The sequence below is a fragment of the Oceanobacillus sp. CFH 90083 genome (assembly GCF_009389585.1).
Lineage (GTDB): Bacteria > Bacillota > Bacilli > Bacillales > Amphibacillaceae > Oceanobacillus.
In genome coordinates this window covers 230845-256039 of the sequence record NZ_VIYG01000002.1, presented here as the reverse complement: position 1 = coordinate 256039, position 25195 = coordinate 230845, and the positions used below count along the sequence as shown (strand labels likewise).

General features: G+C 38.8%; 21 protein-coding genes. All 21 read left to right on the top strand.

The genetic code is table 11. The features are described from left to right. Positions 1-27 precede the first annotated feature (27 nt). Entirely contained in the window at positions 28-975 is a 948-nt protein-coding gene (locus tag FLK20_RS03760; RefSeq protein ID WP_152655221.1) for a nucleoside recognition domain-containing protein, read from the top strand. Beyond that, on the top strand, positions 950-1609 hold the full coding sequence (gene ppaX / locus FLK20_RS03755) for a pyrophosphatase PpaX (protein WP_152655220.1): 660 nt from the start codon (positions 950-952) through the stop codon (positions 1607-1609). Before FLK20_RS03760 ends, ppaX begins: the two co-directional genes overlap by 26 nt. After that, positions 1587-2108, top strand: a complete 522-nt coding sequence (locus FLK20_RS03750; protein WP_152655219.1) for an acyltransferase — start codon at positions 1587-1589, stop codon at positions 2106-2108. Before ppaX ends, FLK20_RS03750 begins: the two co-directional genes overlap by 23 nt. Positions 2109-2121: 13 nt before the next feature. Continuing rightward, on the top strand, positions 2122-2661 hold the full coding sequence (locus FLK20_RS03745; RefSeq protein ID WP_152655218.1) for a glycerol-3-phosphate responsive antiterminator: 540 nt from the start codon (positions 2122-2124) through the stop codon (positions 2659-2661). A gap of 561 nt (positions 2662-3222) precedes the next feature. Continuing rightward, positions 3223-4989 carry a solute:sodium symporter family transporter gene (locus FLK20_RS03740; protein ID WP_152655217.1) on the top strand — a complete coding sequence of 589 codons (1767 nt, stop codon included), beginning with the start codon at positions 3223-3225 and terminating at the stop codon, positions 4987-4989. A 15-nt stretch (positions 4990-5004) separates the two neighbouring features. Next, the gene (locus FLK20_RS03735) at positions 5005-5682 is read left to right on the top strand and encodes a DUF4867 family protein (protein ID WP_152655216.1); all 678 of its coding nucleotides are present in this window, start codon (positions 5005-5007) and stop codon (positions 5680-5682) included. Positions 5683-5758: 76 nt separating this feature from the next. Then, positions 5759-6988, top strand: coding sequence for a Gfo/Idh/MocA family protein (locus FLK20_RS03730; RefSeq protein ID WP_152655215.1), 1230 nt, complete (start codon positions 5759-5761; stop codon positions 6986-6988). 59 nt (positions 6989-7047) lie between these two features. Further along, positions 7048-8487, top strand: a complete 1440-nt coding sequence (locus FLK20_RS03725) for an L-fucose/L-arabinose isomerase family protein (RefSeq protein ID WP_152655214.1) — start codon at positions 7048-7050, stop codon at positions 8485-8487. Beyond that, on the top strand, positions 8484-9656 hold the full coding sequence (locus FLK20_RS03720; RefSeq protein WP_152655213.1) for a diphosphate--fructose-6-phosphate 1-phosphotransferase: 1173 nt from the start codon (positions 8484-8486) through the stop codon (positions 9654-9656). The genes FLK20_RS03725 and FLK20_RS03720 overlap by 4 nt, the downstream gene beginning before the upstream one ends. Then, on the top strand, positions 9637-10371 hold the full coding sequence (locus tag FLK20_RS03715; RefSeq protein ID WP_152655212.1) for a GntR family transcriptional regulator: 735 nt from the start codon (positions 9637-9639) through the stop codon (positions 10369-10371). Before FLK20_RS03720 ends, FLK20_RS03715 begins: the two co-directional genes overlap by 20 nt. 15 nt (positions 10372-10386) lie before the next feature. Beyond that, positions 10387-11253, top strand: a complete 867-nt coding sequence (locus FLK20_RS03710; RefSeq protein WP_152655211.1) for a class II fructose-bisphosphate aldolase — start codon at positions 10387-10389, stop codon at positions 11251-11253. 43 nt (positions 11254-11296) lie between these two features. Beyond that, the gene (locus FLK20_RS03705; protein WP_152655433.1) at positions 11297-12730 is read left to right on the top strand and encodes an aldehyde dehydrogenase family protein; all 1434 of its coding nucleotides are present in this window, start codon (positions 11297-11299) and stop codon (positions 12728-12730) included. Positions 12731-12823: 93 nt separating this feature from the next. Continuing rightward, positions 12824-13705, top strand: coding sequence for an AEC family transporter (locus tag FLK20_RS03700; protein ID WP_227994851.1), 882 nt, complete (start codon positions 12824-12826; stop codon positions 13703-13705). A gap of 355 nt (positions 13706-14060) precedes the next feature. Beyond that, positions 14061-15974, top strand: coding sequence for an alpha/beta hydrolase (locus tag FLK20_RS03695; protein ID WP_194165513.1), 1914 nt, complete (start codon positions 14061-14063; stop codon positions 15972-15974). A 24-nt stretch (positions 15975-15998) separates the two neighbouring features. Beyond that, positions 15999-17498 carry a glycerol kinase GlpK gene (glpK, locus tag FLK20_RS03690; RefSeq protein WP_152655208.1) on the top strand — a complete coding sequence of 500 codons (1500 nt, stop codon included), beginning with the start codon at positions 15999-16001 and terminating at the stop codon, positions 17496-17498. Between the two features lie 303 nt (positions 17499-17801). Further along, entirely contained in the window at positions 17802-19463 is a 1662-nt protein-coding gene (locus FLK20_RS03685) for a glycerol-3-phosphate dehydrogenase/oxidase (RefSeq protein ID WP_152655207.1), read from the top strand. Between the two features lie 248 nt (positions 19464-19711). After that, a complete protein-coding gene (locus FLK20_RS03680) occupies positions 19712-20713 on the top strand; it encodes a tetratricopeptide repeat protein (protein ID WP_152655206.1) in 1002 nt (333 codons plus the stop codon). 83 nt (positions 20714-20796) lie between these two features. Beyond that, the gene (trxB, locus tag FLK20_RS03675) at positions 20797-21729 is read left to right on the top strand and encodes a thioredoxin-disulfide reductase (protein ID WP_152655205.1); all 933 of its coding nucleotides are present in this window, start codon (positions 20797-20799) and stop codon (positions 21727-21729) included. Positions 21730-22261: 532 nt separating this feature from the next. Continuing rightward, positions 22262-23149, top strand: a complete 888-nt coding sequence (gene rapZ / locus FLK20_RS03670; protein WP_152655204.1) for an RNase adapter RapZ — start codon at positions 22262-22264, stop codon at positions 23147-23149. Then, positions 23146-24096: a gluconeogenesis factor YvcK family protein gene (locus FLK20_RS03665; RefSeq protein ID WP_152655203.1), complete on the top strand. Its 951-nt coding sequence runs from the start codon at positions 23146-23148 to the stop codon at positions 24094-24096. The genes rapZ and FLK20_RS03665 overlap by 4 nt, the downstream gene beginning before the upstream one ends. An 84-nt stretch (positions 24097-24180) precedes the next feature. Further along, positions 24181-25131 (top strand): DNA-binding protein WhiA, encoded by a 951-nt coding sequence (gene whiA, locus FLK20_RS03660; RefSeq protein ID WP_152655202.1) that lies wholly within the window; start codon positions 24181-24183, stop codon positions 25129-25131. Positions 25132-25195: the final 64 nt, after the last annotated feature.

Sequence of the window (25195 nt, the reverse complement as noted above, 5' to 3'; positions counted from 1 at the left end):
GTATGAATCTGGAAATGAGGTAATAAAATGAAAGGTATGCTTTACAGGGGATTAATCCAGGGATTAAAGACCACACGAACACTTGGAAAGGTTATTTTTCCAATTACATTAATCATAACCATACTGCAATTTACACCTGTTTTTCCCTGGTTTATGAATATTATCTCGCCATTTATGGGGTTATTCGGTTTGTCAGGTGAAGCTGCTGTACCGCTTGTTTTAGGGAATGCGCTGAATTTATATGCTGGTATTGCAGCGATCATTTCCTTTGATTTTACAGTCAAAGAAGTATTTATTATGGCAGTAATGCTGTCTTTCTCCCATAATCTCTTTATTGAATCTGCTGTAGCAACAAGAGTGGGAGTAAAATGGTGGGTTATTGTCGGAGTTCGGATTGGGCTCGCTGTGATGTCCGGACTTTTAATTAATTTATTCTGGAATGGCGGCGCAGAGCTCGCGCAATATGGGTTTATTTCCAGCAATGAAGTTGTTTTAAATAATTGGTGGGAAATTGCACTGCATGGTGCGCAGGCTGCCATCATAGCTATTGTTCAACTAGCTTGTATTGTTATTCCGTTAATGATTATCATGCAAATTATGCGGGAGCTGGGATGGATGACTGCAATGTCTAATGCATTGGCTCCGTTTATGAAGCTGCTTGGAATGGATAAACGTGCTTCCATGACAATGGTTGCCGGGCTTACGATCGGACTTGCTTATGGGGCAGGATTAATGATGCAGGCGGTAAAAGAGGATAATGTACCAAAGAAGGATATGTATTTAGCATTAATCTTTCTGGTATCCTGTCACGCTGTCGTTGAGGATACACTTGTCTTTATTCCGCTCGGTATTCCAGTTTGGCCATTATTAATTATCCGGCTATCTGTGGCGATTATTTTAACGATAACCATTGCTTATTTTTGGAAGAAGGAAGAAAGGAAAATGCAGCATGAGCATTCGTACCATTCTGTTTGATTTAGATGGAACATTATTAAATACAAATGAGCTGATACGTGCTTCCTTTGAACATACATTTGAAAAATTTCAGATGCATTTTTCACCGGAAGAGATCAAAGCTCTTAATGGTCCGCCTTTAAACGAAACATTTCGTGAAATAAATCCGGATCAATCGGAGCAAATGATAGCAACCTACCGGGAATATAATATGAGAGAGCATGACCATTATGTAGAAGCTTTTCCATATGTTTATGAAACGATAAAACAGCTGCATGAAGCAGGTATCACCTTAGGAATTGTCAGCACAAAAATAAGAAAAACGGTCATGATGGGATTAGAATTAACAAAGCTGACCGATTTCTTTTCTGTCATCATTACCTACAATGATGTTATTCATAAAAAGCCTGATCCGGAACCGGTGAAAAAAGCGATGAGTCTGCTTGATGCAAATCCGGAAACAACATTAATGGTAGGTGACAATTTCCATGATATTGTTTCTGGGCAGCGTGCTGGTACACAAACGGCTGCAGTAAGCTGGTCCGAAAAAAAAGAGGATTTTTTGAAAAGCTATCATCCAACCTATTATTTGGATACAATCAGGGATTTATTAACAGTGGCAGGTGAACGTCATGCGGAGAACAGAAAGGTATAAAGTCCGCCATAAAGCAAATTCTCTATGGCAGATGTACAGTACAGTATCTTTTTTTAAAATAGCGAAGAATTTTATTGTCATTCAGCTGGCGCGTTACACGCCTTTTTTGAGTGTGAAAAATTGGATGTATCGCCATTTGCTGCGTATGAAGGTAGGAGAACGTACATCATTTGCTTTAATGGCGATGCCCGACTCGATGTTCCCGGAAAAAATTAAAGTAGGGAATAACAGTATTATCGGCTATAATACAACCATTTTAGCGCATGAGTATTTAATTACGGAATACCGGTTAGGAGAGGTGCATATCGGGGATGAGGTAATGATCGGTGCAAACTCTACCATATTACCGGGCGTCTGTATTGGTGATGGAGCTGTTGTTTCAGCTGCAACTCTTGTACACAAGGATGTACCTGCCGGAGCTTTTGCCGGCGGAAATCCGATGCGGATTATTTATACAAAAGAAGAGATGGAATCACGTAAAGTGCCGGATAGTGATTAAGGAGGAAGTTCTGATGCAATTACCTGCTGGTGTGCTGCCTGCTGTGCGGCGTATGAAGGATTTTGAAAAAGCGCTGGAAAGCGATCATCCGTATATTGTTATTTTGGAATCAAGGCTGGTTCAGCTCAAAAGTATGATTGATTATAGTCATCGTGCGGACAAAAAAGTGCTGATTCATTTTGATTTGATTCAAGGATTAAAAGCAGATGAGTATGGGGTGGAATTTCTATATAGGGAAATGAAGCCGGACGGGATTATCTCAACAAGAGGAAATGTTATCAGTGCTGCTAAGAAGCATCAGCTGCTTGCTGTACAGCGTGTTTTTTTATTGGATAGTGTGGCTTTGGAACACAGCATGAAGCTGATGGAACGACTTCAGCCGGATTATATTGAACTGCTTCCGGGACTGCTGCCTGAAAAAATCAAACAAATAAAAGAAGACTATGATGTTCCTTTGATTGCGGGTGGATTCATTGAGGAAGAAAATCAGGTTAATCAGGCATTGGAAGCGGGAGCCGTAGCAGTTACTACTTCGGATCGCGAACTTTGGTAGAACATGCAAGAAAGAACAGAAATCAATGAAGATAGCCCGTTCGTAAAAATCATGTCGCCTTGACCTTCTTGCTTCTAATATGTACCTTTTTGAACACAAACTGATAGGTAAAGTAATTCCAATTAATAAAAAACAAGCAAATCTTTTTGCCATGGTAGTTACCCCCTAAAAGTTAGATTTTCTACTCTAACTTTTAGGGGACGGTGCCCATTCGTAAATTGATTTGCTTGTTTTTTTTATCCAACACAGAACAGAGGAATTTTCTTACTGAAGGGCAATGCGTTATGTTAAAGCAGCTGCGCCAGATATTTATATGAATATAACCAGGAAAAATACCTTTCCGATAAAAATATTTCAAAAAGGACTTGCCTTTTTGAATACGTTTCCACTATAATATGTTTAAAGATAGTGATGTTTATATAAACATAATGATGTTAGGTGGAAGGTGGATTCTAATTTGATTGATAAAAAAGAATAGATAATTTACGTAATGGTCAAGGGGCAGGGCATTTAAAAATAAACAAATATGAAATAAAGTATGAACGAGAAGGAGGAGCAAGGATGGGAAGTATTGTATTTACGCTAATATCATGTGCTTTCTTTATGGGGCTGGTGGCCTGGTATTCATATCAGAAAACAAAGAATACAGTGAGTGATTCAACAGGGTATTTTTTAGCCGGAAGGGGCTTAACAGGCGGATTTATAGCTGGATCATTAATTTTAACCAACCTGTCTGCTGAACAATTAATAGGTTTAAATGGACAGGGGTATAATGCCAATTTGTCGAATATGGCATGGGAGGTTACAGCCGGTTTTTCTGTTATTATACTGGCACTTGTTTTACTGCCTAGATATTTAGGCGGGGCATTTACCACACTTCCAGAGTTTATTAATAACCGTTTTGACCAGGGAACCAGATTATTAATTGTTTTATTGTTTATGTTAGGCTATGGATTGATTACAATTCCTTCTGTTCTATATTCAGGATCCATTGCTGTATTGCAATTATTTGATATACCTTCTATGTTTGGTATAACTTTTGAGCAATCGATGTGGCTGGTTGTCTGGATTATTGGTATTATCGGTTCGATTTATGCGATTTTTGGCGGGTTAAAAGCAGTAGCAATATCTGATACATTAAATGGAGTTGGTTTATTGATTGTTGGCTTGTTGGTGCCAATCCTCGGTTTTATTGCTTTAGGTGATGGAAACTTATTTGAAGGAATGAAAACGATTACTACAGAGCATCCAGAAAAAATGAATGCAATTGGATCGAGCGATGATGGTGTTCCTTTTGGTGCTATCTTTACCGGAATGTTATTTGCCAATTTATTTTATTGGGGAACAAATCAATATGTTATTCAGAGAACACTTGGAGCAAAAAGCTTAGCAGAAGGGCAAAAAGGAGCGCTGATAACAGGCTTCTTAAAAATCTTAGTTCCATTCTTAATGATGATTCCAGGTGTTATTGCATTTCATTTATATGGGCCGGGGCTGGAAACAATGGATTTAGCGTACCCGACTTTAATCAGTGATATCTTCCCTACATTTTTAAATGGCTTTTTCCTAGCGGTATTATTGGGGGCAGTTTTTTCAAGCTTTAACTCTTTATTAAACAGTGCTTCCACGCTATTTGTTTATGATGTCTATAAAGTTGTTATTAACAAGGATGCGAGTGATAGGAAAATGATACGCATCAGTCAATGGTTTGGAACCATTCTGGCATTAGTAACATTTTTCATTTCTCCTCTGCTAATTAACGCACCTGACGGGTTATGGACACTTATTCGCCAGTTTACAGGATTCTTTAATATTCCAATTATAGCAATTGTGCTGGTAGGAATATTTTCAAAACGGGTGCCTTCTATTGCACCGAAAATTACAATTATTCTGCATGTAATCACATACTATTTCTTAATTTGGGGACTACCGACATTCTTTAATGTAGAATTGGCTATCAATTTCATTCATATTCAAGGGTTAATGTTTGTAATTGAAGTGGCATTAATGCTTGTGATTGGAATGATTAAACCATTAGACAAACCATTTGTATTTAAAACCAATGCACAGGTTAGCATGGTTCCTTGGAAATATGCATTACCAGTTACTGTTACGCTGTTAGGGGCGATGGTTTTCAGTTACATTTTATTTTCTCCAATTGGTGTTGCTTCACCGGAGAATATTGTTTCAGGCTGGTTCTGGCCAGCAACGATTGCTCTCATCATTGTAACTGCATTCCTTTATTTGTTTGCACTTAAATCGTGGAATAAAAAATATGAAGACAAGCTGATAAGCAGTCATGAAGAGCAATTACAGAAAAAAGCATAGGTCAGGAGGAATACAGTGAAAAAGGTATTTAAACAACTAAAAGAAAATAATCCAAACCAGACAATTCATCATATTACAGCTGAAGAATTTGAAAAGTATGGAAAAATATTGAACGGTTTTGATTGGAAGGAATGGAACGAAATAATGAGGGATAAAGATATTCCTCATGATACTAATCAATATATTGCTTCTGATCCGGAGTTAGAGAAGGCAAAGCTGACACAAAGAATAGCGGCAACATTGTACGCAGGAATGGAAGTACAGGTAGGATATTGTAACGGACCTAACAGCCATTTGAATGGTTTAGAGTATCATAAAGGCAGTGAAATAAACATTGCTGTCACCGATTTAGTTCTTATCCTGGGACATACTGGAGATATTCACAAAAATCAGTATCGGACAGAAAAGCTTGATATTTTTTATTTACCTGAAGGAACCATGATTGAAATTTATCAGACGACGTTACATTTTGCACCTTGTAAAGTGCATAAGGAAGGCTTTAAATGTATGGTTATCCTGCCTAAAGGAACGAATGAACCTATTGATTTTAATAAGACAGTAACGATGGAAGAAGACGAGCTGCTGTTTATGAAAAATAAATGGCTGCTTGCTCATCCAGACAGGAAACCACTTATTTCAAAAGGCGCTTACCCAGGAATTATCGGGGAAAACCTTAAAATAGAAGCAATATAAAGGGAAATTTTCGTTCAACCGGATCCCTACGCCAGTTATACTGCAAATTTACGATATTAAAAGGAGAGATTGACAAATGACAGTAGAAAGACAAGAATTAGATATTTTAGCAGGGTTTGATAAATCGAAATTTGACTATTTACCAGGTGAAGACCGTTATTTAACGGCGGACAATCAACCTAAATTAAAATTTAATTTAATCGGTACGGGGAATATTGGTCAGGAGCATATGAAGGTAACGATATTGGAAGGGCGAGCAACCATTCATGGTTTATATGATCCAAATGAAAAAAGTATTGAACAGGCGAAAGATGTATTTGTCCATGAGCTCCAAGCTGGAGATATAAAAGTATTTGAATCGCTGGAGGAAGCATGTAATGATCCTGAAGCGGATGCGCTATTAATCTGTACTCCAAATTATACACATATTGATGTGGTCAGAGTAGCGGCAAAATCAAAGAAGCATATTTTTCTGGAAAAGCCAATGACTACAAATCTGGAAGATGCATACGAAATCATGGAGATTGCTAAAGACTATCCAAGCATTTTTCAAATCGGTTTGCAATACCGCTATAAGCCAATCTATGTCGAAGCAATTCATGAAGCATTGGAAAGAAAATCCGTTGGTGATATTAAAACAATTTCGATTATGGAGCATCGTGTACCTTTTCTGGATAAAGTTGGCCAATGGAATAAGTTCACTGAAAAATCAGGAGGTACATTTGTAGAGAAATGCTGTCATTATTTTGATCTATTTAATCTATTTGCACAATCAAAGCCGGCGGAAGTATATGCAACAGGCAGCCAGGCAGTAAACTTTCAATCCTTTCAATATGAAGGAGAGAAGTCAGATATTATTGACAGCGGATTTGTCATTGTAAAATATGAAAATGGTATTCAATGTAACTTTAACTTATCTATGTTTTCACCAATGTTCTATGAAGAATTAGTTCTTTGCGGGGATGAAGGACGATTGAAAGCAACAGAAACAGAACGCTTTGTACCATTAGAAGGACCGGACAATTATTTAGAACTTATCCGCGGCGCAGGCAGTCCTTCAAAAACATCTACACCGGTTTATCCGACAGAAATTCAAAGAAGCGGGCATGGCGGCGCAACCTATTATGAGCATGTTTACTTTGTGGATAATATTTTAGGGAAAACAACATCGACAGCTACCGTAGAGGAAGGCTTCTGGTCCATTGTTGTTGGTTTGGCAGCTGAGGAATCATTAAGGACTGGTGAAAAAGTAAACATTAAAGAATTTTTAGAAACGCATCAACAAAATTCAGTAATCAATAATTAACGGGTATTCAATAGAGAAATAACAATTCTATAATATGTTGTCGAAAGTGAGGAAGGGTAATGGCTAACAAACTGCTATATATTCCAATTGGAAGAAAAACGTTTGATTTACAAGCTGCTGAAAAGCAAAGAGACCAGAGTTCAAAACTATTAAATACGCTGGCTGATAAGGTAATAGAACCAGATGAGATTATCACGTCTACAGAAGATTTAATGGATTTTCTAAATAATGAAGATGTAAGTGATGTATCATACGTTGTATATCAGCATGCAACCTTTGCTGATGCTGCCGCAGTGGAAGACCTTATTCAAGTAGTAAAAGCACCAATTATTGTCTGGAGTGTCCGGGAGCCGAGTGTTGGCGGAAGACTGCGCTTAAATTCTTTAACTGGAGGAAATGCAACCAGCCATCATTTGAAAAGCGCAAAACATCCCTATGTCTTTGTGCTTGGTAATGCCGAAGAACAGCAGGTAAAAGAAAGGTTAACAAATCATCTCAATGGCATGCAGGAGGAGAAGGAACGCAATCTAAAGACAATTAATACCCAAATAGAAGTAAGTGCAGACCAAAAATCAGAGGTAGAAAAGGTTGTAAAAGACCTTCAAAGCATTAAAATTGGCGTTTTTGGAGATCATCCACCCGGGTTCTTTTTCTCAGGAACAAACGAAGAAAAGCTTGGAGAACAATTGGGAGTCTCGGTAAAATATTTTGATTTAAATGAAGCATTTGAAAAATGTGTTGAGCTTCCGCGGGAAAAATGGATTGGGGCTGTCGAGAGAGCAGAGAAACAGGTTATCGGTTTAAACCGATCCGATGAAACAGTAGAGCGATTTGCACAGTTTACTACTTATGTGAAAGAGAAAATCGATCAGGAGGAACTCACTGGAACCGCAGTGCGCTGTTATCCGGAGTTCTTCAATAAACTAGGTGCAGCAGCTTGCTCAACGCTATCACAATTTACTGAAGACGGGATTGTTTCGGCATGTGAATCGGACATACACGGAGCTATCTCCATGTCGATTCTTCAGCAGCTGTCAAAAGGAAATGCACCTTATTTAGGGGATATGGTACATGTCAATGAGGAACGCAATTCTGTCGTATTTTGGCATTGTGGAGCAGGGGCATATTCTTTGGCAAATCCGAAAACCGGGGCACGCCCGGGAGTCCATCCAAATAGAAAATTAGGATTTACCATGGAATTTGGCTTGAAACCAGGCAGAGTTACTATTTTCAGAGTCAGCTATACACCTGCTGGATACCGCCTGCTTATTATGTCAGGAGAAGCCCTAGATACGCCGCAGCGTTTTCATGGAACATCCGTAGAAGTAGAACTGAAAACAAACGTAACTGATACGCTCTATGATCTAATGGACGAAGGGTTTGAACCACATTACGCACTTGTATATGCAGATATAACGGATGAATTAGTCGAACTGGGCAGACAGCTGAATATAGAAACTGTGGTGTATCACAATCGTGTGGAAGAAGTCAGCTCATGAAAAAGATTGTTGTAGGACAGGCAGGTGGTCCGACTTCCGTTATTAATGCATCATTGGCAGGATTTATAGAAGAGGTCATGGATGAGAATAAGCTTACTTTTTTACAAAATGGCTACGAAGGCCTGGTTTACGGAAATTTTTTGGATGGAACAGCAGAAATAGAAAGATGGATTATAGAAAATAAACATGTCCCTGGAGCTTGCCTTGGTTCTGGACGTTTTTCGTTAGAATCTGAGCATATCGTGCAGTGTGTTGCGCAATTAAAGAAAATGCAGGCGGATGCCCTTGTCGTTATCGGCGGCAATGGCACTATGGAAGCGTTAAGTAAAATTGAACAGGAAGCAGCAAATGTCCATTATGATTTACAAGTTATTGGTATACCGAAGACGGTCGATAATGATTTGGGGGCTACCGATCATGCACCCGGATTTGGAAGTGCTGCAAGATATGTTGCCCAATCAACTCTGGACGTTAGCAGAGATCTTTATTCGATGAGAAATTTTGAACAGGTTCGAATTTTAGAGACAATGGGGAGAAATGCTGGCTGGCTTGCATTAGCTTCAGGATTTCTTCGCAGGCATAAAGAAGACGGTCCTCATTTGATTTTAATTCCTGAACGGCCTGTGAAAAAAGAAGAACTATTAAAAGAAGTCGATCAAATTATTCAGAAATATGGCTATGCAGTGATTATAGTGAGTGAGGGGGTGCAATGGGAAGGAGCAGGTCAGGTTGAGAAAGAAGTGATTGACGGCAGAACAATTCTTGGCGGGATTTCCTCAGAAATGGAGCTTTTATTAAAAAAAGAATTAAAGATCATGGCGAGAGCAGAGTTACTGGGAATGAATCAACGCAGTTCTTCCATGTTTGTTTCACCAGTGGATTACCAGGAAGCCTATCAAGCAGGTGTCTGTGGAGGAAAATGGCTGAAGGAAGGTAAAAATAAAATCATGGTTTCCCTACAAAGAACAAAGCAATTCGACTATAATATAAATAAAATACCAGTCGATTTGAAGGAAGTAGTTCAAGAGGGAGAAAGAATGGTGCCGGATTATTTTATCGATAACAAACAAGCGTATTACAACTGGCTGGCTCCATTAATTGGAGCAGATCTTCCATCTTATCCTTCACCGATTCCTAGGAGAGATAGTCATGTCAAGGAGCCGTTTTGAGCCTAAAAAAGGTGAGGCATTATATTTACAGGTGAAAAATGAATTGTATAAACGTATTCAACAAGGTATATGGAAGGCTGATACGTTGATCCCGACAGAGCAAGAATTAATTTCAGAATTTGATGTCAGCCGTACGACCATCAGACAGGCAATAAATTTACTTGTTCAGGATAATCTGCTTGAAAAAAAACAGGGGAGAGGGACAATTGTTCGTCCACAAAACTTAGTAGGGCATTTGGGTAAACTAAAGGGATTTACGGAAGAGGCAAGAGAAAGAGGACAGATCCCAAGAGCAAAAGTTTTACGAAGTGAGTTTAAGACAAAGTTTTTTTTCGAACAGGATATATTAGAAGTTTCGGAAACAGAACCGATTTTATTGATAGAGAGAATCAGATTGGCAGATGATGTTCCAATAGCAATTGAAAGGTCTTGCTGGCCAAAGGATATTGGAGAACTGCTGCAGACGCATAATCTAAATGAAGCACATTACTATGAAATTTTAGAACAGCATAATATTTATTTGAAACGTGCAAAAGAAACAATCAGAGCAATTAATGCCACGTTGGATGAAGCAGATTATTTAGGTGTTCGTCCTGGTGAAGCGCTGCTGGAAATGACAAAAGTCAGCTATGGAATGGACGATCGTCCGATTGAATATACGAAAACAAAATATCGAAGTGATAAATATCAATACAGTATTGAATTAAAAAGATAGAGGAGTGGATATAGTATGCCATTTATAAACGGAAAAGAACTGCTCAAGCATGCTTATGAAAATGGGTATGGTGTGGGAGCCTTCAGTGCGCATAATGCAGAAACCATTTTAGGGATTTTAGAAGCAGCAGAAGAAGAGCAGGCACCAATCATGATTCAAGTGGGGCAAAAGGTGATTCAAACGCTAGGAATGGAATCAATGAAAGCTTTAATAGATATCTATGCAAAACAATTCACGATTCCGGTAGCAATACACTTGGATCACAGCAGGAGCTTTGACCAGACAATGCAGGCTGTTCAGCTTGGGTTCCAATCTGTTATGTTTGATGGTTCAGCACGATCCTTTGAAGAAAATAGTAAAATCACCCGTGATGTAGTTCAAGTGGCTAGAGCGCTGGGGATCGGCTCAGAAGGTGAAATTGGAAAAATAGGTGGAACAGAAGATGATATTTCTGTAGATGAAAAAGATGCACTCATTACCACGACAGAAGAAGCAGTTGCCTTTGTGGAAGCAACGGATGTGGACTATTTAGCTGTTTCTATTGGCACGGCTCATGGATTGTATAAACAAACTCCTCATTTGCGATTTGAAAGATTAAATGAAATCTCTAAAGCTATTCAGCGTCCAGTCGTCCTGCATGGAGGTTCAGATGTTCCTGATGAACAGGTACAAAAGGCCATTCAATTAGGGGTTGCAAAAATCAATGTAGATACAGAATTACGTCAGGCATTTACGAATGGTGTAAAAGATACGTTTAAGCAGGATCCGGATGAAATTGTATTAGCCAATTCTTTAGGGAATGGAAAAGCTTATTTAAAGAAAAAAGTACAAGAAAAAATGAAAGTGTTCGGCAGCGATGGAAAAGCAAAGGACTTATTATAAATAAAAAGATAGTGACCTTATATCATTGGAGGATGATGTTATGATGAATGATATCTTATTAAAAAATGCGTACGGTCTTTTCATTGATGGAAAGTGGAAGGTGAAGAACAGCAAGCTGCTGGTTTTAAATAAATATTCACAGGAAGTTATTGCTGAAATCTCTATCGCAGAAGAACAGGATGTGAATGCCAGTGTAGCAGCTGCTAAGAAGGCTTTAAATACCTCGTTTTCACCATATGACCGTTTTAGAGTTTTAAAAAAAGCATCTGAGTTATTGCTGGAACAAAAAGAAGGTCTTGCCGACGTCCTGGTTCAGGAAGTGGGTAAACCTCTTACAGAATCTATCGGGGAAGTAGAAAGAGCAGCTTTAACATTAGAAATTTCAGCAGAAGAAGCAAAACGTATTCATGGTGAGGGAGTGCCAATAGAATCAGCACCGGGGTCAGAAAACAGGAAAGCCATGACAATCAGAACGCCAGTAGGGGTTGTAGCTGCGATTACGCCATTTAATGTTCCTTTAAATTTAGTTTGTCATAAAGTTGGGCCAGGACTTGCCGCAGGAAATAGTGTGATATTAAAGCCGGCGGAAGAAACATCTCTATCAGCATTATTGCTGGCAGAAATATTTGAAGAAGCAGGGCTTCCGGCAGGACGTTTAAATGTACTGACAGGAGAAGGCGCTGAAATTGGCGGCTATTTAACCTCAAATCAGGAAATAAATATGTATACTTTTACAGGAAGTCCGAGAGTAGGTCAAATTATTCGTGAAAGTACAGGGATAAGAAAAGTAGCATTAGAGTTAGGAAATAATTCTGCAACCATTGTTCACCGGGATGCTGCTATCAAAGAAAGTGCTGTGGCAGCTGCACAGAAAAGCTTTAATAATGCCGGGCAGGTTTGCATATCTGTCCAGCGTGTCTTTGTTCATCAAGACATTTATGAAGCATTTTTGGAAGAAATGATCAAGGCAGCAAAAGCACTTAAAGTTGGTGATCCAGCAGATGCTTCGACAAATATTGGTCCGATGATTGCAGCCAAAGAAGCCATTCGTGTTGAAAATTGGGTCGATGAAGCTATAAGCCAAGGTGCACAGCTGCAAGTCGGCGGGAAACGTGACGGCGTATTTTATCAGCCTACTATCTTGACAAATGTAGATCAAGAAATGAAAGTATGCAGAAATGAGGTTTTTGGTCCGGTAGTTGCTGTAGATACTTATCGAGAAGAAGATGAAGTGATTGAAAAAGTAAATAACTCGGAGTATGGGCTGCAGGCTGGATTATTTACAAATGATTTGAGCTTTGCGATGAAAGCAGCCGAGAAGATTGAAGTGGGCGGATTAATTATTAATGATACCTCCGGCTACAGGGTGGACCATATGCCTTACGGTGGTGTAAAGAAAAGTGGTACGGGTAAAGAAGGTCCGAAGTATGCAATGGAGGAAATGACAGAGGAGAAATTAATCGTATTTCAATCATAATCGTTCCAATTCAGGGTCTATAACAGGGCTGAGCAGCCCTGTTATAGACCAATAAAAAATAAGTAAGGTGATCCAGTGTTCGTTCTATCCATTATGTTACCAATTTTCTTTGTATTTGCCGTCGGATACGCAGCTCAGTCTTTGTTAAAGCTAAACACAGCAATGATATCAAAGCTGGCTATTTACATACTTGTTCCCTTTTTAGTTTTCCGTACTTTTTATTCCCAGACTATCGATAGCTCCTTTATGTATTTTACAATTTTTTTACTGGGACTTTGTTGTTTAAGTATTTCTATCATTACTCTATTTACGAAGATTTTGAGATACTCAGAGGGAGAACGGTGCGGGTTAATATTATCCAGTGCTTTTATGAATAATGGCAATTATGGCACACCACTTGTTCTCTTTTTATTTGGTTCAGAAGGGATGAAAGTCGCTATTGTGTTAATGGTTTTACAACAATTATTAATGAGCACAATAGGAGTCTATTATGCAGCTAAAGGAAGTCCGTATAATGTAGGAGGCATACATGCTGCAGGCCAGATTTTGCGCATGCCGATGATTTATGGGGCAATACTTGGCATTCTATGTAATTGGATGAGTATTCCTTTAGGGAGCCTGATGAAAGGAATTGATTTTATAGCAGACGCTGCTATTCCAGTGATTATGATTGCTCTGGGGATGCAATTAGCAAATATGACCGTAAAAAAAGTGAATTGGAAAATACTTTCTTTCAGCATTTTTATGAGGTTAATGCTTTCTCCTGTATTAGCATTCCTTCTCGTAGCGCAGTTACCATTAGATAACTTGACGAAACAAATAATGGTTATTATAGCGGCTACACCAACCGCTGCTAATACAACGATGTATGCTATTCAGTTTAGGGTGCAAGAGAATAATGTGTCTGCTGCCACCTTGATGTCAACTGTATTGAGCTTGGTTACTGTTCCTGCTGTGATTTATTTGACCAGGTGAATAAAGTGGATACTCTGTGAGTAGGAATACATCTATAATAAGATCATCTGCAAAATGTTCAAAAAAATATTGACACCGTTTTCATCTTATTGTAATATATCTGTAACAAGTTAAAGTTGTGCCGGAGATGATGAGTCCACATAACATATCGTACTTTTCTGGGAATAAGTACGATGATGTTTGCGTGGACTTTTTTTTATTTCCAATCGTACAGCTTGGACAGGCTTGTAAATGAAAACATGGTATACCGAGTTTTTAAATGCATAGGATTGCTTTTATTGCTGGACAAAAGAAAGGGAATGGTTAAACGTAGGGAAAGTAATCATTAACAGCTAACATCATGAGGAGTGAGGACATGAAGAATACAAGTATAACCAAATTTATTTTAATTTTGGCAATATTATTAATGGTTGGTGGTTCCATCATTGGGAAAATTGCACATACAGATGGAGGAGATATTAATGTTAAGGATATTTCTTTTGTAACAGAAGACGGAGCCGAATTAAGAGGGATTTTATATATACCAAAGTCAGCTTCTGAAGAAAATAAACTTCCTGCAATCGTTGCATCGCATGGTTATAACAATACTGCCGAGCTGCAGGCAATCAATGCGATTGAATTAGCCCGGCGCGGTACGGTTGTGATAGCGATTGACAACTATGGACATGGACTGTCGACCTTTCCGGATGAAAATATCAACGACGGGATAGCAGCAGATTTAGGAACATATTCCGCATTACAATATTTAGGAACATTACCTTATGTAGATGTAGATCGTGTTGGAATGGTAGGGCATTCAATGGGTGGGTCTGCTATTCAAAATGGAGCATTAAGAGCCTATCAAAATCATGCAGAAGACCCGTCCATCGTTGTTCCGACAGCAGTGTTGCCGACAGCACAAGCTTTCAGTGTAAATGAAGAGGCAACAGAATCGATCCTTTCAGCATACCCAGTCAATTTAGGGACCGTTTACGGACAATACGACGAGTGGGCTGAAGGTATGTGGGGAGTCAAAAAAGGAAGCGATATAAACACAAGTCCTGTTGCAGCGGCAGCACTTGGTTTTGAGACACCTGACTTTGATACATACTACAGCTATGGTGAAAATATTGAGATTGATCGTGAAGGTGCTGTTGCAGCAGCAGAAACTGGTGAATTTCGTGTTATGTATTCACCAGCAATCAATCATCCGGCCATTCATTTTTCAAAGAATGCAGCTAGTAGTATTATAGATTTCTTTGATATTACATTATTGAATGGCGAAAGTGAACGCGCTTCAACGGATCAGATTTGGTTATGGAAGGAAATTGGTACAGGAATCGGGCTGATTGGATTCTTCCTGTTTATCCCTTCCCTTGGATTATTACTATTGTCCTTGCCATTCTTCCGTACAATTGTACAAAAAGAGCCAGAATCGATTTCCGTTATTAATAATGGAAAGGATCGATTTATTTATATGATCTTTTTCGTATTAGCATTACTGCCATCGCCATTCCTGTATGTATGGACGACAGGTTATCCAATCGATATTAAGGCAATGGGCAGAACTGTTCCAACGGTTTTCCCGGCAAATGAAATATTTCCAATGCCAATAATGAATGGGTTAGTCCTATTTAATGTTCTCTCTGCTCTTGTTATTCTGTTATTTTTTGTCGTCGTTTATTTTACAATTGCGAAAAGGCAAAGTTTAGGGAGCAGCGGTCTGGGAATAAGACTGCCTTTTAATGAAATTTTAAAAGCATTATTGTTGGCAGTAGTTGTGTTTGGAAGTGCTTATGCATTTTTAGTACTCGCCCATTTCTTATTTTTAAGCGATTTCCGATTCTACGTGTTTAGTGTAAAAGCATTAACACCAGAGAAGTTCTGGATATTAATTAAATATATTCCGTTCTTTGCGGTATTCTTTATTACCAGCAGTTTAACATTGAATCTAACAACAAGAATCAAAGGTGCTTCCGAATGGAAAAATATTATTCTTATTTTAATTGCAAGCAGCGGCAGCCTGTTCATCCTTTTTGCATTAGATTATATTGCCTTATATACAACTGGAATTAAAATGTTTGAAACCATTCCTTACCCGGAAGGTACGACTTCTGCATTGGCTGGCGTTTTACTTTGGGGGCTATTATTTATTCTGCCGATAGCAGCAATTTATGCACGTATTTTCTTTAGAAAAACAGGTTCTATTTGGGTGGGAGGATTTATTAATTCCTTTGTAGTCACATTCTTTGCAATGTCTAATACGGTTATTGCCGCTGGTATACTATGATAAAATGATTGGAGAGAAGTCAGCATGGAAAAATATATCTTATCCATTGACCAAGGGACAACAAGTTCCCGTGCCATTTTGTTTAATAACAAAGGAGATATTGTAGAAACGGCACAAAACGAATTCAAACAATATTTTGATCAACCTAGCTGGGTGGAGCATGATGCTAATGAAATTTGGACGTCAGTACTAGGGTGTGTTGCTGAAGTATTAAATAAGACAGGGATTGAGCCAGGCAATATACAAGGCATCGGTATCACAAACCAGCGTGAAACAGCCATTGTATGGGATAAACATACTGGAAGACCGATTTACAAGGCAATAGTCTGGCAATCGCGGCAAACAGAAAGTATTTGTAAAGAGCTTAAGGAACAGGGCCATGAAGATACTGTTCGCAATAAAACGGGCTTATTAATTGACCCATATTTTTCAGGAACAAAGGTAAAATGGATTTTGGATAATGTGGATGGGGCAAGGGAGAGAGCTGAAGCAGGAGAACTGTTATTTGGAACAGTTGATTCTTGGCTGATTTATAAGTTTTCTGGTGGAAAAACACATGTTACGGATTACTCCAATGCTTCCAGAACATTAATGTTTAATATTTATGATTTAAAATGGGATGAGGAGCTTCTGGATATTTTAAATGTACCGAAGTCGATGCTTCCGGAGGTCCGCCCATCTTCAGAGGTATATACAAAAACGGTTTCCTATCATTTCTTTGGTGAAGAGGTTCCCATTGCGGGGATTGCAGGTGATCAGCAGGCTGCTTTATTTGGTCAGGCCTGCTTTGAAAAAGGCATGGCTAAAAACACATATGGTACAGGCGGTTTCCTGTTAATGAATACAGGAGAAAAGCCTGTCAGCTCTGAAAATGGTTTGCTGACAACGATTGCCTGGGGCATTGATGGCAAAGTCAACTATGCTTTAGAAGGCAGTATCTTTGTCGCCGGGTCAGCAATTCAATGGCTCCGTGATGGTTTACGAATGATTGAATCGAGTCCGGAGAGTGAGACTTTTGCCAGCAAAGTCGATACAACAGAGGGTGTTTATGTTGTCCCGGCATTTGTAGGGCTGGGAACGCCGTATTGGGATAGTGAAGCTCGTGGTGCAGTATTTGGATTAACCAGAGGAACAAAGAAGGAGCATTTTATCCGGGCGACATTAGAATCTTTAGCTTATCAGACCAGAGATGTGATGGAGTCTATGTCTGCTGACTCAAATATAAGTCTAAAGACGCTTCGTGTGGATGGCGGAGCAGTAAAAAATGATCTCTTAATGCAATTCCAGAGTGATATTCTGGATGTAACAGTGGAGCGTCCGGCTGTTCAGGAAACAACGGCACTTGGTTCAGCTTACTTGGCCGGATTGGCTGTCGGGTTCTGGGAAAGTCAGGAGGAAATCTCACAGCAATGGCAGAAGGAAAAAATATTTAAAGAAAAAATGGATCATAAAAAAAGAGAAAGCTTATACAAGGGTTGGAAAAAAGCTGTTGAAGCAGCACGTGTATTTAAATTAGAAGATTAATTTTAAAAAAAACGTTTTGAACAACCTTCATAATGCAAGATAAGGATTGTTACTTATAAACAAAAGGCTATACAACCTTTATGATGTATGTTAGTATAAAATCAAGTTAATAAATACGGACGGAGAACTTATGGAGAGGCCGCAGGAAAGCTGGTATGTTTATACCAGTGTTCTTGTGGTCTTTTTTAGTTATCCGAAGTATTTGAAGTAGGAAGAGGATAAAAGAACACTTTGGATGCTTAGATGAATAGCCGTCTTTAAAAAGGGAATAAGAAATTATAGATGATTATAGGAGTGTAGATAATGAGTATATTTTCAGGAAAGCAACGTAAAACAGTGTTAAAAGCACTGGAAAGTGAAAAGCTTGATTTATTGGTGATTGGTGGAGGTATTACCGGCTCTGGAATTTCCTTGGATGCTGCAACAAGAGGCATGAGAACGGGGCTTATTGAAATGCAGGATTTTGCGGCAGGCACCTCCAGCCGTTCTACAAAATTAGTGCATGGCGGTCTTCGTTACCTGCAGCAATTTGAAGTGAAAATGGTAGCAGAAGTAGGAAAAGAGCGGGCTGTTGTTTATGAAAATGGTCCACACGTTACGACACCAGAATGGATGCTGCTGCCTTTCCATAAAGGAAGCACTTTGGGGCCATTTACATCCAGTATTGGTCTGCGTGTCTATGACTTTTTAGCGGGGGTTAAAAAGTCAGAACGCCGGGAAATGTTAAAGCCTGCTGAAGTATTAAAGCGTGAACCGCTTGTAAAAAAAGAAGAGCTTCGCGGCGGCGGGTATTATGTAGAATATAAAACAGATGATGCACGCTTAACGATTGAAGTTCTTAAAAAAGCTGTTGAAAATGGTGTGCAAGCAGTCAATTATACAAAAGCAATTGAATTCATTTACGAAGATGGCAAAGTAGTCGGAATTGTAGCAGAAGATCAGATCAGTAAAGAAAAACATAAAATTTATGCGAAAAAAATTATTAACGCCGGCGGCCCCTGGGTAGATGATGTCCGTGAATTAGATGGTTCGAAAAAAGGAAAAACACTTCATTTAACAAAAGGTGTCCACCTTGTATTCGACCAATCTGTCTTCCCGCTGAAGCAGGCAGTATATTTTGATACGCCAGATGGCCGTATGGTATTCGCTATTCCGCGTGATGGCAAAACGTATGTAGGAACAACAGATACCAGCTATAAAGGAAATATTGCTCATCCAACCATGACAGAAGAGGATCGTGATTATATTTTAGATGCGATTCATTATATGTTCCCTTCTGTCGGTATTGATGCAAGTAAAGTAGAATCGAGCTGGGCCGGGCTACGGCCATTAATTGCACAGGAAAATGCCGGTAGTCCAAGTGAAATTTCGCGGAAGGATGAAATTTTCCAATCTGAATCCGGGTTGCTTTCTATGGCAGGCGGAAAATTGACAGGCTATCGTAAAATGGGCGAGCATGTGGTTAATATGGTTGCAAAACAATTAAAAGAAGAAGAAGGTATCCTTTATACAGAAAGCCAAACCAAGCATTTACCTATTTCCGGCGGTGAAGTTGGAGGATCAAAAGGCTTCAAGAAATTTAAAGCAGAAAAAGTTAAAGAAGGTGTCAGCCTTGGATTAACCGAGAGTGAAGCAGCAGAGCTTACCCAACGCTACGGAGCAAATGTAGAAAAAGTATTCACGCTTTATAAAGAGAACAAAGAAGCTGCGAAAAAAGAAAACATTGAACCGGCAGTATTTGCACAGGTATTATATGCAATTAACGAAGAAATGGTCTATAAAGCGGTGGACTTCTTCATCCGCCGTACAGGCGCGTTGTTCTTTAACCGCCCATGGGTAGAAACGCATATGGATACAGTGCTTCCGTTTATGGAAAAAAACTTAAGCTGGACAAAGGACGAAGCAGCAGCTTATAGAAAAGAACTGGAACAATTATTATACGAAGCAACCCATCCAGAAAAATAAGATATAAAAAATAAGATGCACGTACGTTGTCGTGTATCTTATTTTGGGTTTGAATAAAATTATTTCCAATCAATAAAACAGAAGCTTTTCATCACCTTCAAGAGAATCGTTGTTTTAGCAGTGGATAAAATAAAAATATTCACTTCCTGAAGAAAGAAACTTGCTATTAACGGAAACAACAAATATGGGAATCTGTTATATTCTATGGTATACTTTTTTCGACTTGTCTTTAAGAACGGGGGAGATCCATGATAAAAGGAAAAAGAAATAAAACCAAAACAAGTAACGTAACCCCATTCATTCCTGAAGGCGACTTTTACTATACAAAGGGTGTAGAAGCATTTAAGAAAAGGAAGTTTGATGTTGCGATTAAATGGATTCAAAAAGCAATCGAAGATAAACCCTATTTTCCTTTATATAAATGCCAATTATCCATCATTTATACGGAAACCGGTGCTTATCATAAAGCCAATCAACTGTTGACAGAGGTTCTGCAGACTGGCGAGTATGTGGATTGTTATTATTTAGCTGCAAATAATTATGCGCATCTTGGACTGCTTCAAGATGCTAAAAAGTATGCGCAAATGTATTTAGATAAAAATCCAGATGGAGATTTTAGTGATGATGCTGTACAGCTTCTTGATTTTATAGAAATAGAAGGGGAAGAAGAGGAAGAAATCTTTGCTCTGGAGGATGAAGATGAACTGATAATTCTGCAGGAAACGGCTTTTTATCATATTGAAAATAATGAATGGGAAAAGGCGATTCCTTTTATTGAAGAGATCATGGAAAACTTTCCAGATCAGAAGCTCGCTGTCCATGATTATGCACAGGCTCTATTTAATACAGGAAAAAAAGAAGAAGCAATGCATATTGAAGAAGATCTGCTGATAGATTACCCCAATAATTTGCATAGTCACTTAAATTTAGCACTGTTTTATTATGAGACAGGAGATCCGGATTATCAGAAGCATATCCAAATTGTAAACAATATTTATCCAATGCATGAAGAGCAAAAGCTGCGCATTGCCGAGGTGTTTGCCAAAACAGCAAATTATGCATTAGCATATGAACGGTATCAAAATGTTTCTGGAGAGCAAGCTAAACGAAGAGCATCCTACTATAAATGGTATAGTATAACAGCTTACCAATCGGGAAACCCAAGCAAAGCATTGCGGTTATGGGAAGAAGGCTTGAAGCGGCATCCAAAGTTATCCGAAGAGGAAGGGCCTTGGACGTTAAACAAATGAGCAAAAAGATAGACGTTATATCTTAATTTCATTACACTATACGGTGGAATAAGAATATTATAAAGATAAAGGGGCGGTATGTAATGTCCGAAGAGAAAGTATATGATGTGATTATTGCCGGAGCTGGACCAGCGGGAATGACAGCTGCTGTTTATGCTTCCCGGGCAAATTTAGATACATTGATGCTGGAACGGGGAATTCCAGGCGGTCAAATGGCAAATACAGAGGAAGTGGAGAACTATCCTGGATTTGATCATATTTTAGGACCGGATCTGTCGAATAAAATGTTCGAGCATGCTAAAAAGTTTGGTGCTGAATATGCCTATGGTGATATTAAATCCATTGAAGATCATGGCAAGTACAAAACCATTCATGCGGGAAAAAAGGAATATCACACAAAAGCTTTAATTATTGCAACAGGAGCACAATACAAAAAGCTTGGTATCCCGGGTGAAGAGGAGCTGGGCGGACGCGGTGTATCTTACTGTGCTGTTTGCGACGGTGCTTTCTTTAAAGAGAAAGAACTGGTTGTTGTCGGCGGAGGGGACTCTGCTGTAGAAGAAGGCGTTTATTTAACAAGATTTGCAAGCAAGGTAACCATTGTTCATCGCCGTGATGAACTGCGGGCACAGCGCATTCTTCAGGACCGTGCTTTTGACAATGATAAAATTGAATTTATTTGGGATACGGTAGCTGAAAAAATTAACGGACCAGATGGAAAGGTCAGCAGTATCACATTAAAAAATGTGAAGACAGATGAGGTATATGATTTCCCTGCAAATGGTGTATTTGTATATATCGGTATGCTTCCTTTAAATGATCCATTTACAGACTTAGGGATTACAGATGAGGAAGGGTATATCCCGACATCTGAAAACATGGAAACGAAAATACCGGGCATCTTTGCGGCTGGAGATATTCGTGCAAAAGATCTTAGACAAATTGTGACAGCTACTGGTGATGGAAGTATCGCTGCTGAAACAGCGATTAAGTATGTAGAAGAATTAGAAGATTAATGGATATGTTTGTCGGATTTTAGGGGATAACTAATTCAAAAGTTATCATAATTGGTTGGATTGACAGGGGAGATCCTTCTTTGGATAGAATTTGTATAGAAAAATTAATATCCAGTAATTTCATTTTAATGTGGCTGTAACATGTGTGAAACAATAAAAAGGTAAGATAAAGTTAACTAATTGACCCCCTTTTAATAGATAGATTAGTTTTGGGACAGGTGATTCACCTGTCCATTTTTTTTGGCTAAAATAAAAGGGGATATTTGTTGTTGCGGTGAATTTTTTCATAGTATAATGAAATAAGATATAAAAAAGTACAGTAATAGGAGTGACCGGCTAGGATCGGCATTATTCCGGGACGGCGATAAGAATTGCTGCCAGGTTGATAAAATTTCATACAGAGAGCGATGAAACCGGCGCGGTTTTCAATGGAATGAGTAATCGCAGTCCCAGCACCAGTCGAAGCGGGAAAACACGGAAATTTTGACGGAAAGCGTTAGGTGCTGGATGAGATTGGAAAGGGGAGAGTTTAGTGAATCAGGAAAAAGAAACAAAGCTCGTTATTATTACGGGAATGTCAGGAGCTGGGAAAACAGTTGCGATACAAAGCTTTGAGGATTTAGGTTATTATTGTGTAGATAATTTACCTCCTGCACTTCTTCCCAAATTTTTAGAACTAATGAAAGATGCCTCAAATACCATTCAAAAAGTGGCACTTGTCATGGATTTGCGGGGAAGGGAATTTTTTGATTCTTTATACAAAGCGCTTGACGCCATTAGTCATACATCATGGATTCAAAGCCATATCCTGTTCCTGGATGCTGCGGATGAAACATTGGTGACAAGGTATAAAGAGACAAGGCGTTCACATCCACTGGCTGTCGGCGGACTGCCTTTAAACGGAATCCACCAGGAGAGAATTATTATAGACGAATTACGGGGACGCTCACAGCGAATTATCGATACATCGAATCTCAAGCCGAGAGATTTACGTGAAAAAATCCTTAAATTATATAAGGAAGAGAAACAGGAAGTATTTTCTGCGCATTTCGTATCCTTTGGTTTTAAATATGGCATCCCAATTGATGCCGATTTAGTATTTGATGTACGCTTTTTACCAAACCCGCATTATGTATCTGCACTTCAGCCATTAACAGGATTAAATCAGGAAGTTTCTTCTTATGTATTTAAATGGTCGGATACGAACTTGTTTACAGATAAATTAAATGATTTATTCCGCTTTATGCTCCCGCAGTATAAAAAAGAAGGAAAATCACAGTTAGTTATTGCTATTGGCTGTACTGGCGGTCAGCATCGCTCCGTTGCTTTAGCGGAATATTTTTCAAAGGAATTCAGCGATGATTATATTACCCATGTCAGCCATCGGGATATTGAAAAGAGAAAGGCTAAGTCATCATGAGCGATGTCCCGAAAATCACAGCGATTGGCGGGGGGACAGGAATGCCGGTTTTACTTCGTGGCTTGAAGGATTTACCAGTGGCGTTGACAGCTGTTGTAACTGTTGCAGATGATGGTGGCAGTACAGGAAGAATTCGCTCAGAGATGGAGATGCCTGCACCAGGAGATATTCGGAATGTGATTGCAGCTTTATCTGATGCCGAGCCGATGCTCTTAGAGCTTTTTCAACACCGGTTTCAACAGGGAAACGGGTTGACCGGGCATTCGTTAGGAAACTTATTGTTAGCTGCAATGACATCGATGACCGGTAATTTTAATCAGGGGATAAAAGAAATTTCCCGGGTTCTTAATGTAAAAGGAAATATTTATCCGATCTCGAATGATAATATGTCTTTGCACGCAATCATGGAAGATGGGGAGATTATCCATGGCGAATCAAATATACCTTTATCAGGAAAACGTATTAAACGGATTTTCATAGAGCCCCAGCCTCTGCATCCATTACCGAATGCTGTTGAATCAATTCAAAATGCAGATCTGATTGTTATTTCTCCGGGAAGTCTCTATACATCTATTATGCCGAATTTAATTGTTCCAGAAGTGAAGGAAGCATTATTAAATGCACAAGCAAAGGTTGTTTACGTGTGTAATATTATGACACAATATGGAGAAACAACAAATTATTCTGTGGCAGATCATGTTCAGGCGATTCATGACCATGTCGGTGATGACTGCATTGATTATGTCATTGTTCACGATCAGCCAATCGATGCACAAACACAGGAAATTTATAAAGAAGAGAAAGCTTTTCCTGTCAAATTAGACATTGCCCGTTTACAAGCAATGAATGTGCATATTGTTCCAGGGAATATTATAGTGAAGCATAAAGATGGAACACTGCGTCATAATAATGGTAAAATAGCGGAAATGCTTTATAATTTTTTATAACACGATGCAGCGGGATATATATTTATCCCGCTGCATACGATTTTCATGTAAATGCATGTTTGAAAAGAGAAGGAGAGTGATACGATGTCCTTCGCATCAGATATTAAGAAAGAACTAACCGCTATTCAATCGGATTCCTGCTGTCAGTTGGCTGAGCTAGCTGCATTAGTTCGAATGAATGGCGTTATTTCTATATCAAAGCAAGGTTATGGACTGGATGTCCAGACGGAGAACGCAGCGATTGCAAGGCGGATCTACACATTAATTAAGCAAAATTATACATTGCCGGTAGAATTGCTTGTCCGTAAAAAAATGAAGCTGAAAAAAAATAATGTTTATATTGTCCGTATGAAAAATGGTGTTCGATCCTTATTAGAAGATTTAAATTTAATGGAAAATCAATACCAAATCGTCCGTACGATTTCAGAGAAGTACTTAGGAAAAGAATGTTGCCGAAAAGCATATTTACGTGGAGCGTTTTTAGCCGGCGGATCAATGAATAACCCTGAGACATCTTCGTATCATTTGGAAATTTTTAATTATTATGAGGAACACGCAGAAGCTTTAAAAACATTATTAAATGAATATGATTTGCATGCGAGAACGTTAGAGCGCAAAAATGGGCACATCGTATATATTAAAGAAGCAGAGAAAATCACTACATTTTTAAATATAGTTGGAGCGCATCAGGCATTATTAAAATTTGAAGATGTACGTATTGTTCGTGATATGCGGAATTCTGTAAACAGGTTGGTAAATTGTGAAACAGCGAACTTAAATAAAACGATTGGTGCAGCATTCCGTCAAATTGAAAATATTAAATTGATTGAAAGAACAGTTGGGCTGGAGCAATTGCCAGAGAAATTACAAGAAATAGCGAAACTGCGTATCCAGTATGAAGAGGTTTCCTTAAAAGAGTTAGGGGAACTCGTCAGCAGCGGGACGATTTCAAAATCGGGTGTAAATCATCGTTTGAAGAAAATAGATGCATTTGCAGAAAAAATTAAACGTGGTGAGCTGCAGCTTGGTAATTAATGCTAATATCAGCAAAATATGATATAATGCAATAAATATAATGAGAAACCGCCAAGAAGATAGA